The organism is Streptomyces sp. B1866, assembly GCF_031932565.1.
In the GTDB taxonomy this organism is placed as follows: Bacteria; Actinomycetota; Actinomycetes; order Streptomycetales; family Streptomycetaceae; genus Streptomyces.
Genome location: NZ_JAVSCF010000038.1, coordinates 17479 through 34673 on the forward strand (window position 1 = coordinate 17479; position 17195 = coordinate 34673).

Here is a 17195-nt window from a genome sequence, read left to right on the forward strand (position 1 = left end):
CTCCCCAGCGCCGCATAGCCGTTCTAGGCTCTTCGGTACCGCGGCTCCGCGGTGTGGGGGATCGGGGGCCTCGCACGGACCGGAAGCGCAGCGGTACTTGAGCGCCGACCCCACCGCGGGGCGTCGCCGGGCAAGGAGGGCCGCATGACCGTACGGCGAGTAATGGGCATCGAGACGGAGTTCGGGATCTCCGTTCCCGGCCACCCGAACGCCAATGCCATGCTCACCTCATCCCAGGTCGTCAACGCCTACGCGGCGGCGATGCACCGGGCGCGCCGCGCCCGCTGGGACTTCGAGGAGGAGAACCCGCTGCGGGACGCCCGAGGCTTCGACCTCGCGCGCGAGTCGGCGGACGCCAGTCAGCTCACGGACGAGGACATCGGTCTGGCCAACGTGATCCTGACCAACGGCGCGCGGCTGTACGTGGACCACGCCCACCCGGAGTACTCCGCGCCCGAGGTCACCAACCCGCGCGACGCCGTCCTGTGGGACAAGGCGGGGGAGCGGATCATGGCCGAGGCGGCCGAGCGCGCCGCCCAGCTGCCCGGCGCCCAGCCCATCCACCTGTACAAGAACAACACCGACAACAAGGGCGCCTCCTACGGCACGCACGAGAACTACCTGATGAAGCGGGAGACTCCCTTCTCGGACATCGTGCGGCACCTGACCCCGTTCTTCGTCTCCCGCCAGGTCGTCACCGGCGCCGGCCGCGTCGGCATCGGCCAGGACGGGCACGAGCACGGCTTCCAGATCAGCCAGCGGGCGGACTACTTCGAGGTCGAGGTCGGCCTGGAGACCACCCTCAAGCGCCCCATCATCAACACCCGTGACGAGCCGCACGCCGACGCCGAGAAGTACCGCAGGCTGCACGTGATCATCGGTGACGCGAACCTGTCCGAGATCTCGACCTACCTCAAGCTGGGCACCACCGCCCTGGTGCTGTCCATGATCGAGGACGGCTTCATCGCCGTGGACCTGGCCGTGGACCAGCCGGTGCGCACCCTGCACCAGGTCTCGCACGACCCGACGCTGCGCCGCCTGATCACGCTGCGCAGCGGCCGGGCGCTCACCGCCGTACAGCTCCAGATGGAGTACTGCGAGCTGGCCCGCAAGTACGTCGAGGACCGTTTCGGGGCGAACGCCGACGAGCAGACCCTGGACGTCCTCACCCGCTGGGAGGACGTGCTGAACCGGCTGGAGCGCGACCCGATGAGCCTGTCCGGCGAGCTGGACTGGGTCGCCAAGCGCGAGCTGCTCGAAGGCTACCGCCGGCGCGACAGCCTGGACTGGGACGCCGCCCGGCTGCACCTGGTGGACCTCCAGTACGCCGACGTGCGCCCCGAGAAGGGCCTGTACAACCGCCTGGTCGGCCGCGGCAGGATGAAGCGGCTGCTGGACGAGGCGGACGTGGTGCGGGCCCAGAGCAGCCCCCCGGAGGACACCCGGGCCTACTTCCGCGGCCGCTGCCTGGAGCAGTACGCCGAGCACGTGGCCGCGGCCTCGTGGGACTCGGTGATCTTCGACCTGCCGGGCCGCGACTCCCTCCAGCGGGTCCCCACGCTGGAGCCGCTGCGCGGCACGCGCGCCCACGTCAAGGAGCTGCTGGACCGCTGCCGCACCGCGGAAGAGCTGGTCAGGGTGCTGTCCGGCGGATGACCTGTCCGTAGGGTGAGACGAGTCTGGAAGAACGGCGATCCGGGAATCATGGGAATGGCTCTCGGACGTTGTAGCAACTACGAGGCCGATGTCGGACCCGCCTTGTAGGGTCTGATCTTGTACGTCGAACCGAGCGGGGTGAGCTAGATGGCGACCAAGGACAGCGGCGGCGGACAGCAGAGGGCGTCGCGCTCCACCGAGGAGGTGGAGGAGCAGGCGCAGGACGCGCAGGCCGCGGAGGACATCAAGGAGCGGCACGAGAAGCTGTCGGACGATGTCGACTCCGTGCTGGACGAGATCGACGACGTCCTGGAGGAGAACGCGGAGGACTTCGTGCGCTCCTTCGTCCAGAAGGGCGGAGAGTAGGGCGCCGGCCGTCCGTCCTGCGCCCCTCGCGACCGCGGGGCGCAGGACGGATGACTTCCCCGGCCAGGGGTAAGGTCCGTGCAGTGTTTCAAGATCTCGTGGAAGGAAACGTGTGGAAGCCAACACTCGTAGCACAGGGCGTCTGCCGGCTGCCTTCCTGACGCCCGGCTCCTCGTCGTTCATGGACTTCCTCGCCGCACACTCGCCCGAGCTGCTGCCCGGCAGCCGCCCGCTGCCGCCCGTGGAGGGTGCCGTCCAGGCCCCGCACGGCACGACGATCGTCGCGGTCACCTTCTCCGGCGGCGTGGTGCTCGCCGGCGACCGGCGCGCCACGATGGGCAACCTGATCTCGCAGCGCGACATCGAGAAGGTCTTCCCCGCGGACGAGTACTCCGCGGTCGGCATCGCGGGCACCGCCGGCCTCGCCGTCGAGATGGTCAAGCTCTTCCAGCTGGAGCTTGAGCACTTCGAGAAGGTCGAGGGCACCACGCTGTCCCTGGAGGGCAAGGCCAACCGGCTGTCGACCATGATCCGCGGCAATCTGGGCATGGCCATGCAGGGCCTGGCCGTGGTGCCGCTGTTCGCCGGCTGGGACCTGGACCGCGGCAAGGGCCGCATCTTCTCCTACGACGTCACCGGTGGCCGGTCGGAGGAGCTCGGCTTCGCGGCCACCGGCTCCGGCTCCCTCTTCGCGCGCGGCGCCCTGAAGAAGCTGTACCGCGACGACCTCGCCGAGGACCAGGCCGCCACCGCCGTGGTCCAGGCGCTGTACGACGCGGCCGACGACGACTCGGCGACCGGCGGGCCGGACCTGGCCCGGCGGATCTACCCGATCGTCACGGTGATCAGCGAGGACGGCTTCAAGAGGCTTTCCGAGACCGAGGTGTCCGAGATCGTCCGTGCCATCCACGAGCGGCGGCTCGAACAGCCGGACGGCCCGCGAGCCGCCCTGCTGTGAGGCACGACCGTGGGGACCGCACACGTATTGACAGAAAGGCACGGATAGCCGGTGACGACGCCGTTCTACGTATCTCCCCAGCAGGCCATGGCCGACCGCGCGGAGTACGCCCGCAAGGGCATCGCGCGGGGCCGCAGCGTGGTCGTGTTGCAGTATTCCGACGGCATCGTGTTCGTCGCCGAGAACCCCTCCCGCGCGCTGCACAAGGTCAGTGAGATCTACGACCGGATCGCCTTCGCCGCGGTCGGCAAGTACAACGAGTTCGAGAACCTGCGGATCGGCGGCGTGCGCTACGCCGACCTGCGCGGTTACACCTACGACCGCGAGGATGTCACCGCCCGCGGCCTGGCCAACGTCTACGCGCAGACGCTCGGCACCATCTTCTCCAGCGCCGCCGAGAAGCCGTACGAGGTCGAGCTGATCGTCGCGGAGGTCGGCGACAGCCCCGAGGACGACCAGATCTACCGGCTGCCGCACGACGGCTCCATCGTGGACGAGCACGGCTCGGTCGCGGTCGGCGGCAACTCCGACCAGATCAGCAGCTACCTCGGCCAGCGGCACCGCGACGGCCTCACCCTCGCCGAGGCCCTGCAACTGGCCATCGAGTCCCTGGCCCGGGACAACAACGGCGGCGAGCGCACGCTGACCGCCGAGCAGCTGGAAGTGGCGGTGCTGGACCGCACGCGGCCGCAGAAGCGCAAGTTCAAGCGCGTCCTCGGCGGCCAGCTCTCGCGGCTGCTGGAGTCGGCCGGGACATCCGCCGAGGAGTCCGCGGCGCAGGGCGAGACGGAGGCGTCCTCGTCCGAGGACAGCTCGTCGGACGAGGGGCCGTCGGCCTCGGAGGAGTAGCCGGGCCCGGTCGTGCCCCGTGCCCCGGCGGGCGGCTCCGGCGGGGCACGGAGCACGACCCGGTCCCTCGCGCGGACGGCGCTTTCCGGCCATCGGGCGTACGTCTCCCCGTGCCCGGCCGGCGGCGCGTCCTGTGGCCGGTCCGTGGGCGGCGCGCCGTCGGCCGGGCACGGGATACCGGCCCCGGCGGTTTCCGTCTGCCCGCCAGGGGCGCGGCCGGGCTTGCCGCGCCGGGCCCGCGTGCGCGGCCCGCACCCGCGCGCGTCCGGCCCGCCGTGCGCCGCCGTGCGCCACGTCCTCCGGGCCGCCCGTGCGGCGCCATGCCGCACCCCGGGCCCGTACCGGCCGCCGCGGACCCGTAACCCGGGCACTGCGGGCCGTCACCCGCCCGGCGGGCCGGTGGAGCCGCGGGTCACGAGCCGCACCGGCAGCGTCGTGTCGTCCGCCGCCCCGCCGTCCAGCACGGCCATCAGCGCGCGCATGCCCGCCGCGCCGACCGCCTCGGCGGGCAGCCGCACCGTCGTCAGCTCCGGTTCCACGGCCGTCGCCAGCGCGAGGTCGCCGACCCCCGTCACCGACACGTCCTGCGGCACGCGCAGCCCCAGTCGCCGCGCGGCCTTGCAGGCGCCCGCGGCGAGCACGTCGTCGTCGCACACGAGCGCCGTGGGCCGCGGGTCCGGGCCGGGGCCGGTGAGGGCCCGCTCGGCCGCCCGGCGCCCGGCGTCGACGCTCAGCGCCGTGCGCTCGGTCCGTACGCCGGCGCCCGGGACGCCGCGCGCCTCCTCTGCCAGGGCCCGGGCCCGCTCCCGGAACGTCCAGGAGTCCACGTCCGCCGCGAGGTGGGCCAGGCGGCGGTGACCCAGGCCCAGCAGGTGCCGCGCCGCCTGCCGGAGGCCGTCGCCGGCGTCGAAGTTGACCGTCGCGGCCGCGGCCGGGTCGCCCGGGCCGCTGTCGAGCATCACCAGCGGCAGGCCGCCGCCGCGCACCGCCGCCAGCGCCCCGGCCGCCATGGACGAGGCGATCACGCCGTCGATGGACGCCCGCGCCGGGTCGAACGGGTCGCGCGCCGGGCCGGTGCCGCCCGGCGAGGGGTAGAGCACCACGCCGAAGCCCCGGTCGCCCGCGGCGCGCGCGGCCCCGGTGTAGACCCCGGCGAAGAACTCGGCCGTCACCGACGGCACCACCAGCAGAGCGGTCCTGGTACGGCCGAGCCGCAGGCTGCGCGCGGCGAGGTTGGGGCGGTAGCCCAGCTCCCGGGCGGCGGCGCGCACCGCGTCCGCCGTACGCTCCGACACCCGGCCCGCCCACTTGTCGCCCAGGACGAGGGAGACGGTCGCCTGCGACACGCCCGCCGCCCGCGCGACATCCCGGCTGGTGGGCCGCGCGGCCCCGGCGCCGTCCGGGCCCGGCCGCGGCGGCGGCGCGGCGGAGGTTCCGGGCCCGCCGCGGCCCGCACTGGTGCCCATCGCCTCCGCCGCCCTTCCCGGCCCGCCGCAACCCGGTGGACCCGCGATCGGGTGCCATGGTACGTATGGCAGACGTTCGTTATACGTAAAACTCCGGGCCCGGCGGGTCCGGGAAGGGGGCAGGCGATGGCGGCGGGCTATGGAGCGCTCCTGCGGACCCGCCACGCGGCGCGCCTGCTGGTCGGCACGCTCGTCGGGCGGCTGCCGAACGCGACGGCGGCGCTGGCCATCGTGCTCTTCACCCGCTCCGAGGGCGGCGGCTACCCGCTGGCCGGCGCCCTGTCCGCCGTCTACGCCGTGGGCAACGCCGCGGGCCAGCCGCTGCTCGGCCGGGCCGTGGACCGCTACGGACAGCCGCGCGTGATGGCGCCCGCCGCCGTGGTGTCCGCGCTGGCCATGGCCCTGTTCGCGCTCGTCGGGCTGCGCCCGCTGCCCCTGGCGTTCGCCGCCGTGCTCGTCGCCGGCCTGTTCACGCCGCCGCTGGAGGGCGGCCTGCGGGCCCTGTGGCCGTCCGTCCTGGGCCGCGAGGACCGGGTGCACACGGCGTACGCGCTGGACGCGGTGGCCCAGGAGGTGATGTTCGCCACCGGCCCGCTGCTGGTCACGCTGCTGGTGCTCACCTGGTCGGAGGCGGCCGCCGTGGTGGTGATCAACGTGATCGGCCTGCTGGGCGCCGCGTCCGTGCTGCTCTCACCGCCCTCCCGGCGGTGGCGGTCGGCGCCGCGCGAGGCGCACTGGCTCGGCGCGCTGCGCTCGCCCGGCATCCTGGTCCTGGTCGGGGCGTTCTTCTTCGTCGGCGTCGCGCTCGGCTCGATCGCCGTGGCCGCCGTCGCGTACGCCGACGGGCACGGCGGCGGCGCGGTCTCCAGCGGGCTGCTGTCCGCCCTGGGCGGCGGCGCGCTGCTGGGCGGGCTGGTCTACGGGGTACGCCCGTGGGCCGGGGCGCCCGAGGTGCGCCTGCGGCTGCTGGTGGGCGCCCTGGCGCTCGGGTACGTGCCGCTGGCCCTGGTGCCCGGCGTCGCCGCCATGACCGCGCTCGCCGGCCTGTCCGGCGTGTTCCTGGCACCGGCCCTGGCCTGCGCCTTCGTCGTCATCGACCGGCACGCGCCGCGCGGCACCGTCACCGAGGCGTTCTCGTGGCTGGTGACCACCTTCGGCGTCGGCAACGCGGCGGGCGCGGCGCTGGCCGGACCGGCCGTCGACCTCGGCGGCGTGTCCGCCGGCTTCACCCTTCCGGCGGCCGGCGGGGCCGTCTCCCTGCTCGTCCTGGTGGCCGCCCAGCGGCACCTCTCGGTGACCGCAACCCGGACGACGGGTGAACTTCCAGCCGAAAATGATCACAATGGGGCCGTCAGACCCGGTTTCAGAGCTGGCCATCAGGCGTAATGTTCAGGCATGGACCGCCGCATTTTCGGACTGGAGAACGAGTACGGCGTCACGTGCACTTTCAGGGGACAGCGTCGGCTGTCTCCTGACGAGGTGGCGCGCTACCTGTTCCGCCGTGTCGTCTCCTGGGGCCGCAGCAGCAATGTCTTCCTGCGCAACGGTGCCCGCCTCTATCTCGACGTGGGCTCGCACCCGGAATACGCGACGCCCGAGTGCGACAGCGTGACCGAGCTGGTCACCCACGACAAGGCGGGCGAGCGCATTCTGGAAGGACTGCTCGTGGATGCCGAGCGCCGCCTGCACGAGGAGGGAATCGCGGGCGACGTCTACCTCTTCAAGAACAACACCGACTCGGCCGGCAACTCCTACGGCTGCCACGAGAACTATCTCGTGGCGCGGCACGGGGAGTTCTCCCGTCTGGCCGACATTCTCATTCCGTTCCTGGTGACCCGGCAGCTGCTGTGCGGCGCGGGCAAGGTGCTCCAGACCCCACGGGGCGCCGTCTACTGCGTCAGCCAGCGCGCCGAGCACATCTGGGAGGGGGTCAGCTCCGCGACGACCCGCTCCCGGCCGATCATCAACACGCGCGACGAGCCGCACGCCGACGCCGAGCGCTACCGCCGCCTGCACGTCATCGTCGGCGATTCCAACATGTCCGAGACGACCATGCTGCTCAAGGTCGGGGCCACCGACCTGGTGCTGCGCATGATCGAGGCGGGCACGGTGATGCGCGACCTGACCCTGGAGAACCCCATCCGGGCGATCCGCGAGGTCAGCCACGACATCACCGGGCAGCGGAAGGTGCGCCTGGCCAGCGGGCGCGAGGCGTCCGCCCTGGAGGTGCAGCAGGAGTACTACGAGAAGGCCGTCGACTTCTGCGAGCGCCGCGGCATCCGCAAGGGCACCGTCGACCGCGTGCTGGAGCTGTGGGGCCGTACGCTGGAGGCCATCCGCACCGAGGAGCTGGACCGGATCGACACCGAGATCGACTGGGTGATGAAGTACCGGCTCATCGAGCGGTACCGCGCCAAGAACAACATCACCATGTCGCACCCGCGGATCGCCCAGATAGACCTCGCCTACCACGACATCCACCGCCGCCGCGGGCTGTACTACCTGCTGGAGAAGCGCGGCCAGGCGGCCCGGGTGTGCAACGACCTGAAGATCTTCGAGGGCAAGTCGGTGCCGCCGCAGACCACGCGCGCCCGGCTGCGCGGCGACTTCATCCGCCGCGCTCAGGAGCAGCGCCGCGACTTCACCGTCGACTGGGTGCACCTGAAGCTCAACGACCAGGCACAGCGCACCGTGCTGTGCAAGGACCCGTTCCGGTCGGTGGACGACCGGGTCGAGAAGCTGATCGCCGGCATGTGAGCCGGTTCACGCCGGTCCACGCCGGTCCGCCGGTCCTTCGCGGACCGGCGTGGACCGGGCGGACGACGACGCCGGGGCCCCGTGCGGTTCGCGTACGGGGCTCCGGCACGTCGTAGAGTGGCGCGAACCGCCCGTGCCGGGCTGATCCACGGCCCTGACCGATCGAGGACCCTCGTGCGCCGACGCTCCCTGCTCCTTGCCGCCCCGGTCGGCCTGCTCTCCCTCGCGGGCTGCGGCGACGACTCGTCAGGTTCCGACCGGGGCTCGCCCTCCGCCGGGACCGAGAGCCCCAGCTCCCCGCCCAAGGCCACGATCGTGTCCGGGCCGCTGCCGGAGGTCACCGCGGGGACCGGCTTCGGCCAGAAGCCGACGGTCGCCAAGGGCACGGGCAAGCCGTCCGGGAACCTCGCGGTCAGGACCCTCATCCCGGGCAGCGGCACGGCCGTGGGCGCGGGCACCTTCCCCCAGGTGAACTATCTCGGCCAGATCTGGTCGACGGGCAAGGTCTTCGACAACTCCTACGACCGGGGCCGCCCGTCCGTCTTCCAGATCGGCGTCAGCCAGGTCATCCAGGGCTGGGACCAGGGACTGGTGGGCAAGAAGGAGGGCAGCCGGGTCGAGCTGGCCATCCCGCCCGAGCTCGGGTACGGCGAGGACGGCCGGCCGGAGAGCGGCATCCAGGGCACCGACACCCTGGTGTTCGTGGTCGACATCGTCCACGTCTTCACGGAGAAGGACGCGGCCAAGGGCCGTACCGTACGCCAGTCCGACCCCGCCCTGCCCCGGGTCGGCACCAAGTCCGACGGCAGGCCCCCGTCGATCACCGTGCCCCGGGCCGACCCGCCGAAGAAGCTCGTCGCGGACTACGTCATCGAGGGCGACGGCCCGAAGGTCAAGGAGACCGACGGCGTGCTGGTCCAGTACCGCGGCCTGCTGTGGGACGGGGGGAAGGAGTTCGACTCCAGCTACGCCGGGGGCCGGCCCACCGCCCTCTACCTCCAGCGGGTCGGCGTCAAGGGCTGGGCGCAGGGCCTGACGGGCAAGAAGGTGGGCAGCCGGGTGCTGCTCGTCGTCCCGCCCTCGCTCGGCTACGGCAAGGACGGCTACCAGGGCGTGCCCGGCAACGCCACGCTGGTGTACTCCGTCGACATCCTCGCGCTTCTGTGAATCTGCGAGACTGTCCAGGTTGCCCACCACGTGACGAGGAGCGGTTTTCCGTGAGCACCGACAAGCCCGAGGTCGACTTCCCGGGCGGCGAGCCCCCGGCGCAGCTTGAGATCAAGGACATCCACGAGGGCCAGGGCCCGGCTGCCAAGGCCGGGGATATCGTCTCCGTCCACTACGTCGGCGTCGCCTTCAGCAGCGGCGAGGAGTTCGACGCGAGCTGGAACCGCGGCGCCCCGCTCAAGTTCGAGCTCGGCGCCGGACAGGTCATCCCCGGCTGGGACCAGGGCGTGCAGGGCATGAAGGTCGGCGGCCGCCGCCAGCTGGTCATCCCGCCGCACCTGGCCTACGGCGACCGCGGCGCCGGTAGCCGGATCAAGCCGGGTGAGACGCTGATCTTCGTCTGCGACCTGGTATCCGTCTGACACCGTGCGCCCCCGCCGGGCCGGCGGGGGCGCACGGGTGTGCGACAGCCGAGAGTCCGGCCACCCGGCGGGGCTCTCGGCTTTCGTCCGGTGTCGCGGAGCGGTACGGTCATCGGTCGACGGGTTCGTGGAAGATCGTGAGAACCAGGGGGAAGGCGTCGATGGCCATCGCCAAGGCCGAGCGGCTGATGAACCTGGCCCTGTGCCTGCTGGACACCCGGCGCCCGCTGACCAAGCGCGAGCTGCGGGACTCGATCGAGGCCTACCGGCTCGCGGGCGACGAGGTGGGCAGCGACGACGCCTTCAACCGCATGTTCGAGCGGGACAAGGACGACCTGCGCGAACTCGGCCTCGTCATCGAGACGGTGGAGAACGTCGACGGCGACATCGGCTACCTCGCCCGGCGCGACAGCAACCGCCTGCCGCCCATCACCCTCGACGCCGAGGAGGCCGCCGCCCTGAGCCTGGCGGCCAAGGTGTGGCAGCAGGCCCGGCTCGCGGGGGCCGCCAGCGGCGCCCTGCAGAAGCTCCGCGCGGCCGGCATGCCGCTGGCCGACGACCCGTACGACTCCCAGGGGCACAGCGCGCTCCAGCCGCGCATCCCCGTCCACGAGGCCGCCTTCGAGCCGCTGATGCTCGCCTGCCGCGACCGGCGCCCCGTCGTCTTCGACTACCGCAAGTCGAGTGCCGCGCGCCCCGAGCGGCGGCAGGTCGAGCCGTGGATCCTGGAGTGCTGGCGCGGCCACTGGTACCTGGCCGGGTGGGACCGCGACCGCGCCGCCGAGCGCGTCTTCCGGCTGTCCCGGATCACCGGCAGGGTCCGCTCCCGGTCCGGCGCGTACACCGCGGACGTGCCCGACCACGTCACCGTGCGGGAGACCGTGGAGAGCTGGGCGGGGGAGACCGCGACCGGCACCGCCCGGATCAGGGTGCGCGCCGGGCACGGCTATCCGCTGCGGGCCAGGGCGCTGGCCACCCGCCCGCTGGACGGCGGCTGGGACGAGCTGGAGATCCCCTACGGGCACGGCCTGGACGCCTGGCTGGTGGAGTTCGGCCCGGACGTGGTCGTGCTGGCCCCCGCCGACCTGCGGGCGGACGTCGTGGACCGGTTGCGCGCCGTGGCCGCGGCCTGACGGGGACGGGCCGACCGCCATGGCAGGAAACGCCATCGACCAGACGCGCCGGATGCTCTCCCTGGTGACGTACCTGCGCGAGCGCCCGGGCGCGCGGGTCGCCGACGTCGCGCGCGCCTTCGGCATCTCCGAGGACGAGCTGATCGCCGACCTGGACGTGCTGCCGCTGTGCGGCACCAGCTTCCGCGGCGGCGACCTGCTGGACATCGACACCGACGGCGAGCGGATCTGGTGGCACAACCCGGACGCGGCGGGCGGCGGCGGCGAGCCGCTGCGGCTGGCCGCCGACGAGGCCACGGCCCTGCTCGTGGCCGCGCGCGCCGTCGCCACCCTGCCCGGGTTGCGAGAGGGCGACCGGCAGGCGCTGCTGCGCGCCACCGCCAAGCTGGAGGCCGCGGCGGGCGAGGCGGCCGGCGCCAGCTCGCGGCTCGCGGTCACCTTCGAGTCCGAGGGCGGCGTGTTCGCCGAGGTCGACCGGGCGATATCCGAGCGCCGCCGCCTGTGGCTGCGCTACTACTCGCCCGCCCGGGACGAGGTCACCGAACGGGAGATCGACCCGATCCGGCTGTTCGCCGTCGGGCACACCTACGTGGAGGCGTGGTGCCGCCTGTCGGAGGCGCGGCGCACGTTCCGGCTGGACCGGGTGGTGGAGATCAAGCTGCTCGACGCGCCGTCCGACCCGCCGCCGATCGAGCCGTCGGACCTGGCCGACCTGTCGGCCGGCCTGGTGCGGCCCGCGGCCGGGGACCCGGAGGTGGTCGTGGAGACCGGCCCCGGGGGGCGCTGGGTCGCGGAGTACTACCCGCACGACAGCGCGGAGGAGCTGCCCGACGGCGGCCTGCGGATCACGCTGCGCACCCCTGATCCGGCCTCCCTGCGGCGCCTGGCGCTGCGACTGGGCAAGGACGGCCGGATCGTCTCCCCGCGAGGGCTCGCGGACAGTGCTCGGGACGCGGCGCGGCAGGCGCTCGCGGCGTACGGTGAGTGAAGGGATGCCCGCAGTGACCCGTGAGGGGAATGCCGCAGCCGTGGTCTTCAAGGCCGCGTGCCCGCAGTGCCGGGGCCGGTTCGAGCTGGCCGCGGGCGCGCTGCGGCTGGCGATCGGCGCCAGCGACCGCACGACGTTCTACTCCTTCACCTGTCCCGACTGCGGGTCCGCGGTGCGCAAGCCGGCCGGCGAGCGGATCGTGGAGCTGCTGACCGGCGGCGGCGTGCGGACGCTGCGGCTGCACTCCACCGCCTGAGGCGGGCGCCGGGCGCGGGCGCCGTTTCAGGCCGCGAGGCCGTGGGTTCTCCAGCGTGCGAGACGGCGGCCGGGGCGGGCGGCCCTGGCCCGCCGCGGCGCTCGCCGTCGGCGCCTGCCGGTAGGCTCCCTCCCATGCTGTGGCCGATGCTCGCCCTCGTCCTCGCCGTGTGCGGACTCGCCGTGCTCGCCGTCCCCGCCGTGCGGGTCTACGTGGAAGTGCGCCGGCTGGCCCGCCAGGTGGCGGACAGCTCGCAGCGCATCACGCGCGCCGCGCAGGACCTGGAGCGCGCCTCGGCGCCGCTGGGCGCCCACGTCGACGCGCTCCGCCGCGACTGACGCCTGATCGGCCGACCCGGCGCGACCCCTCCAGCGGACGGCGGGCGCCGGGTACGCTGCTGGGGCGGCCCTGGTGACGAGGCGGGCGGGCCGCAACTGGGCGTACGCACGGGGATCGCCGCACCATTGCGCCGCGTTCATCCCCGCGCGTTACGATGCGCTGGCAGCACGTCGGCCGGATCCCAGGTCCGGCCGGCCAAGGCAGTCCGACCCACGCCGCCTCGGTGAGAAGGTAAACGCTTATGTTCGGAAGGCTCGGCGCCCCCGAAGTCATTCTCATCCTCGTCGTCCTCATCCTGCTGTTCGGCGCGAAGAAGCTGCCCGACATGGCGCGCTCCCTCGGCAAGTCGGCCAGGATCCTCAAGAGCGAGGCGAAGGCGATGAAGTCGGACGGCCAGCAGCCCGCCCCCGCCGACCCGCCCCACGACCCCGCCCAGTCCGGGCAGGACCAGTCCGCACACCGTACGATCCAGGCGGCTCCCGGGGACGTGACCAGCGCCCGCCCGGTCGCCGAGCCGACCGACCACCGTACGCCGCAAGCCTGACCGAGGGTCGCTCGGCTGCCGGTGGTCGGACGCCACCGCCCGACGCACGAGATGATGGGGACGTGGGTTGCTCAAGTCCGCCCGCAAGGAGAAGAACCCCGAGGGGCGCATGCCCCTGGTGGAGCACCTGCGTGAGCTGCGCAACCGGCTGCTGAAGTCGGTGGCGGCGATCGGCGTCGTCACGGTCGTCGCGATGTTCTTCTACCAGGACATCGTGGACTTCCTGATGAGGCCGGTGCTGGACTCCGTCGGCTGCGGCGGGGTCTCGGTGTCGCAGCTCGGAGACGACAAAAGCGGGCAGAAGTGCGCGTACTTCACCGTGAACGGTCTGCTGTCGCCGTTCACGATCATGCTCAAGGTCTCCTTCATGACCGGTGTGGTGCTCGCCACCCCGGTCTGGCTCTACCAGCTGTGGGCGTTCCTCGCGCCCGGCCTGCACCGCAACGAGAAGAAGTACTCGCTCGCCTTCGTCGGCGCCGGTGTGCCGCTGTTCGTCGGCGGCGCGTTCTTCGCGTACAAGATCCTGCCGACCAGCGCCAAGGTGCTGCTCGACTTCACCCCCGACGGGGCGAACAACCTCCTGCCGCTCGACGACTTCCTCGACCTGCTCACGCGCATGGTCGTGGTCTTCGGCCTCTCCTTCGAACTGCCGCTGGTGCTGGTCCTCCTCAACCTCGGCGGCGTCGTCAGCGGACGCCGGATGCTCGGCTGGTGGCGGATCATGATCATGGGCATCACGGTCTTCGGCGCCGTGGCCACCCCCAGCACGGACCCGGTGGGCATGTTCGCGCTGGCCGGGCCGGTCACCGTGCTGTACTTCGGCGCGGTCGGCGTCGCGCTGCTCAACGACCGCCGTAAGGGGCGCCGGGCCGCCGCGGACCCGGACTTCGGGCTGAGCGACGACGAGGCGTCCCGCGTCGACCTCACGCCCGAGGGCGTCGACGACACCGAGCCGGTCACCGCCAGCCGCGCCCTGGAGCCGGGGAGCGACGCCGACGGGGCCGGTAACGCCCGGCGCGGCGGCTACGACGACGCCACCTGACCCCGCCGCCCGCCGCGGCCCCGTACGCGCACGGCCCCGGCCGTACGCGCGGGCCTCGCGCGGGCGGGGGCCGGCCGCCGGCGGTCTCTCCCGCGCGTACGGCCGGGGTCGGCGGGACCGGGCGTGCCGACCGGATGTGCCGGACCGGATGCTCCGCACCGGGGTGCGATCCGGCCGGGGATAAAGATCGGGTGCGCTGTCAGAGGCGGCCGGTAGGCTCGTAGGCACAATGACCGACGAGCTGACTCCCGCCGAGCGCTATGCCGCGGCCCGCCAGCGGGCCGCCGAGCAGGCCACCGCGCTGGCCCCCTTCCGCGAGCTGTACGACTTCGATCTCGACCCCTTCCAGATCGAGGCGTGCCAGGCCCTGGAGGCCGGGAAGGGCGTGCTGGTGGCCGCTCCCACCGGCTCCGGCAAGACCATCGTGGGCGAGTTCGCCGTCCATCTCGCCCTCCGGCAGGGCCGCAAGTGCTTCTACACCACGCCCATCAAGGCGCTGTCCAACCAGAAGTTCACCGACCTGCTCAAGCGCTACGGTCCCGACCGGGTCGGCCTGCTGACCGGCGACAACAGCGTCAACCCCGACGCCCCGGTGGTCGTGATGACCACCGAGGTGCTGCGCAACATGCTCTACGCGGGCTCCCAGACGCTGCTCGGGCTGGCCTATGTGGTGATGGACGAGGTGCACTACCTCTCCGACCGGTTCCGCGGCGCCGTATGGGAGGAGGTGATCATCCACCTGCCCGAGTCGGTGACCCTGGTGTCGCTGTCCGCCACGGTCTCCAACGCGGAGGAGTTCGGCGACTGGCTCGACACCGTGCGCGGCGACACCGAGGTGATCGTCTCCGAGCACCGGCCGGTGCCCCTGTGGCAGCACGTGCTCGCCGGCCGCCGGATGTACGACCTGTTCGAGGAGCGCGACGGCGGCCCCGGCGCCGGGCGCCGGGAGGTCAACCCCGACCTGGTGCGGCTGGCCCGCTCGGAGAACAGCAGACCGGTCGGCGGCCGCGACCGGCGGCGCGGCCGCGCGCTGCGCGAGGCCGACCGGGAGCGCGAGCGCCGCCAGCGCGGCCGCCTGTGGACGCCGGGCAGGCCGGAGGTCATCGAGCGGCTGGACGCCGAGGGCCTGCTGCCCGCGATCACGTTCATCTTCAGCCGCGCGGGCTGCGAGGCGGCCGTGCAGCAGTGCCTGTACGCGGGCCTGAGGCTCAACGACGACGCGGCGCGCGCCCGGGTGCGGGCCGTGGTCGAGGAGCGCACCGCGGGCATCCCCGACGAGGACCTGCACGTCCTGGGCTACTTCGAGTGGCTGGAGGGCCTGGAGCGGGGCATCGCCGCACACCACGCGGGCATGCTGCCGACCTTCAAGGAGGTCGTGGAGGAGCTGTTCGTGCAGGGCCTGGTCAAGGCCGTCTTCGCCACCGAGACCCTGGCCCTGGGCATCAACATGCCCGCCCGCTCGGTGGTGCTGGAAAAGCTCGTGAAGTGGAACGGCGAGACCCACGCCGACATCACCCCCGGCGAGTACACGCAGCTCACCGGCCGCGCCGGGCGGCGCGGCATCGACGTGGAGGGCCACGCCGTGGTGCTGTGGCAGCGCGCCATGGACCCGGTCGCCCTGGCGGGCCTCGCGGGCACCCGCACCTACCCGCTGCGCTCCTCCTTCCGCCCCTCGTACAACATGGCGGTCAACCTCGTCTCGCAGTTCGGCCGCCACCGCTCGCGCGAGCTGCTGGAGACGTCCTTCGCCCAGTTCCAGGCCGACCGGGCGGTCGTGGGCATCTCGCGGCAGGTGCAGCGCAACGAGGAGGGCCTGCACGGCTACCGTGCCGCCATGACCTGCCACCTCGGCGACTTCGACGAGTACGCGCGGCTGCGCCGCGAGCTGAAGGACCGCGAGACGGAGCTGGCCCGGCAGGGCGTGGCGCAGCGGCGCGCGGCGGCCGCGGTCGCGCTGGAGCGGCTGAAGCCGGGCGACGTGATCCACGTGCCGACCGGCAAGTTCGCCGGGCTCGCGCTGGTGCTGGACCCCGGGCTGCCCGCGGGCCGTACCAACGGCCACCGCGGCTTCGAGCACCACGACGGCCCGCGGCCGCTGGTGCTCACCGCCGAGCGGCAGGTCAAGCGGCTCGCGGCGGTCGACTTCCCGGTGCCCGTCGAGCCGCTGGAGCGGATGCGCATCCCCAAGTCGTTCAACCCGCGCAGCCCCCAGTCCCGCCGCGACCTGGCCTCCGCGCTGCGCACCAAGGCCCAGGGAGCGGGCGAGGCCGCGGTGCGCCGCCGCCGTACCGAGCGCTCGGCGGCGGCCGACGACGCCGAGATCGCCCGGCTGCGGGCCGCCCTGCGCGCCCACCCGTGCCACGGCTGCTCCGACCGCGAGGACCACGCCCGCTGGGGCGAGCGGTACTACCGCCTGCTGCGCGACACCCGGCAGCTGGAGCGGCGCATCGAGGGCCGGACGAACACCATCGCCCGCACCTTCGACCGGATCTGCGCGCTGCTGACCGAGCTGGACTACCTGCGGGACGAGGAGGTCACCCCGGAGGGCCGGCGGCTGGCCCGGCTGTACGGCGAGCTGGACCTGCTGGCCAGCGAGTGCCTGCGCGACGGCGTGTGGGAGGGGCTGAAGCCCGCCGAGCTGGCCGCGTGCGCGTCCGCGCTGGTGTACGAGGCGCGGGCGGCGGACGACGCGCTGCCGCCCAAGCTGCCCACCGGTCCGGCGCGCACGGCCCTCGGCGAGATGGTCCGCATCTGGGGGCGGTTGGACGCCCTGGAGGAGGAGCACAAGATCAACCAGGCGGAGGGGGTCGGGCAGCGCGAGCCGGACCTGGGATTCGCCTGGGCGGCGTACCGCTGGGCGTCCGGGCACGGCCTGGACGGGCTGCTGCGCGAGGTGGAGATGCCCGCCGGCGACTTCGTGCGCTGGTGCAAGCAGGTGATCGACGTGCTCGGCCAGCTGGCGGCGGCGGCCCCGGAGGGCGGTACGGTGGCGCGCAACGCGCGCCGGGCCGTGGACGGCATGCTGCGCGGCGTGGTGGCGTACAGCTCGGTGGGCTGACCCCGGCCGGGCGGGCCGCGGGGCGGCTCGCCGGGGTCGGTCGGCGCCCGCCGGGCCGCAGCCGCCGGTCCCGGGGGGCGCCTGCCGGACACCGGCCCGCGGCTCCCGTCCGTCGGGCCGATGCCGCCGTGGCTCTGTCCGTTCGGACCGGGGGCCGTCTTTCGCCGGGCCGCCGCGCCCGGCCCCCGGGACGG

The 17195-nt window shown here is 73.4% G+C and carries 16 protein-coding genes; 15 read left to right on the forward strand and 1 reads right to left on the reverse strand.

The genetic code is table 11. The annotated features are described in order from the left end of the window. The first annotated feature begins 144 nt into the window (after positions 1 to 144). The 4 genes from dop to prcA all read left to right on the forward strand — a co-directional run bounded on the left by dop (position 145) and on the right by prcA (position 3829). A complete protein-coding gene (gene dop / locus RKE29_RS08520) occupies positions 145 to 1656 on the forward strand; it encodes a depupylase/deamidase Dop (protein WP_312004469.1) in 1512 nt (503 codons plus the stop codon). 147 nt (positions 1657 to 1803) lie between these two features. Next, positions 1804 to 2022, forward strand: a complete 219-nt coding sequence (locus RKE29_RS08525; protein WP_312004470.1) for a ubiquitin-like protein Pup — start codon at positions 1804 to 1806, stop codon at positions 2020 to 2022. 112 nt (positions 2023 to 2134) lie between these two features. Next, entirely contained in the window at positions 2135 to 2980 is an 846-nt protein-coding gene (prcB, locus tag RKE29_RS08530; protein WP_312004471.1) for a proteasome subunit beta, read from the forward strand. A gap of 51 nt (positions 2981 to 3031) precedes the next feature. After that, positions 3032 to 3829, forward strand: coding sequence for a proteasome subunit alpha (gene prcA, locus RKE29_RS08535; protein ID WP_312004472.1), 798 nt, complete (start codon positions 3032 to 3034; stop codon positions 3827 to 3829). A gap of 380 nt (positions 3830 to 4209) precedes the next feature. Here the strand turns inward: prcA and RKE29_RS08540 are convergent, their stop codons facing one another. Next, entirely contained in the window at positions 4210 to 5295 is a 1086-nt protein-coding gene (locus RKE29_RS08540) for a LacI family DNA-binding transcriptional regulator (RefSeq protein ID WP_312004473.1), read from the reverse strand. Positions 5296 to 5421: 126 nt separating this feature from the next. On the opposite strand from RKE29_RS08540, the gene RKE29_RS08545 reads away from it, so the two are divergent. From RKE29_RS08545 to RKE29_RS08595, 11 genes are all read left to right on the forward strand, one after another. After that, on the forward strand, positions 5422 to 6681 hold the full coding sequence (locus RKE29_RS08545; RefSeq protein WP_312004474.1) for an MFS transporter: 1260 nt from the start codon (positions 5422 to 5424) through the stop codon (positions 6679 to 6681). Between the two features lie 9 nt (positions 6682 to 6690). Then, a complete protein-coding gene (gene pafA, locus RKE29_RS08550) occupies positions 6691 to 8052 on the forward strand; it encodes a Pup--protein ligase (RefSeq protein ID WP_312004475.1) in 1362 nt (453 codons plus the stop codon). A 174-nt stretch (positions 8053 to 8226) separates the two neighbouring features. Beyond that, positions 8227 to 9219 carry an FKBP-type peptidyl-prolyl cis-trans isomerase gene (locus RKE29_RS08555; protein WP_312004476.1) on the forward strand — a complete coding sequence of 331 codons (993 nt, stop codon included), beginning with the start codon at positions 8227 to 8229 and terminating at the stop codon, positions 9217 to 9219. A gap of 50 nt (positions 9220 to 9269) precedes the next feature. Further along, complete coding sequence (locus RKE29_RS08560; RefSeq protein ID WP_312004477.1) at positions 9270 to 9641, forward strand: FKBP-type peptidyl-prolyl cis-trans isomerase; 372 nt, start codon at positions 9270 to 9272, stop codon at positions 9639 to 9641. A 161-nt stretch (positions 9642 to 9802) separates the two neighbouring features. Then, positions 9803 to 10774 carry a WYL domain-containing protein gene (locus RKE29_RS08565; RefSeq protein WP_312004486.1) on the forward strand — a complete coding sequence of 324 codons (972 nt, stop codon included), beginning with the start codon at positions 9803 to 9805 and terminating at the stop codon, positions 10772 to 10774. Positions 10775 to 10793: 19 nt separating this feature from the next. Further along, positions 10794 to 11762, forward strand: a complete 969-nt coding sequence (locus RKE29_RS08570; protein WP_312004478.1) for a WYL domain-containing protein — start codon at positions 10794 to 10796, stop codon at positions 11760 to 11762. Between the two features lie 4 nt (positions 11763 to 11766). Beyond that, complete coding sequence (locus RKE29_RS08575) at positions 11767 to 12018, forward strand: hypothetical protein (protein ID WP_312004479.1); 252 nt, start codon at positions 11767 to 11769, stop codon at positions 12016 to 12018. A gap of 134 nt (positions 12019 to 12152) precedes the next feature. After that, positions 12153 to 12356: a hypothetical protein gene (locus RKE29_RS08580; protein WP_312004480.1), complete on the forward strand. Its 204-nt coding sequence runs from the start codon at positions 12153 to 12155 to the stop codon at positions 12354 to 12356. 242 nt (positions 12357 to 12598) lie between these two features. Beyond that, positions 12599 to 12901: a Sec-independent protein translocase subunit TatA gene (gene tatA / locus RKE29_RS08585; protein ID WP_312004481.1), complete on the forward strand. Its 303-nt coding sequence runs from the start codon at positions 12599 to 12601 to the stop codon at positions 12899 to 12901. A 67-nt stretch (positions 12902 to 12968) separates the two neighbouring features. Next, positions 12969 to 13943: a twin-arginine translocase subunit TatC gene (gene tatC, locus RKE29_RS08590; RefSeq protein WP_312004482.1), complete on the forward strand. Its 975-nt coding sequence runs from the start codon at positions 12969 to 12971 to the stop codon at positions 13941 to 13943. A 229-nt stretch (positions 13944 to 14172) separates the two neighbouring features. Then, entirely contained in the window at positions 14173 to 17001 is a 2829-nt protein-coding gene (locus tag RKE29_RS08595) for a DEAD/DEAH box helicase (protein WP_312004483.1), read from the forward strand. The last annotated feature ends 194 nt before the right edge of the window (positions 17002 to 17195 follow it).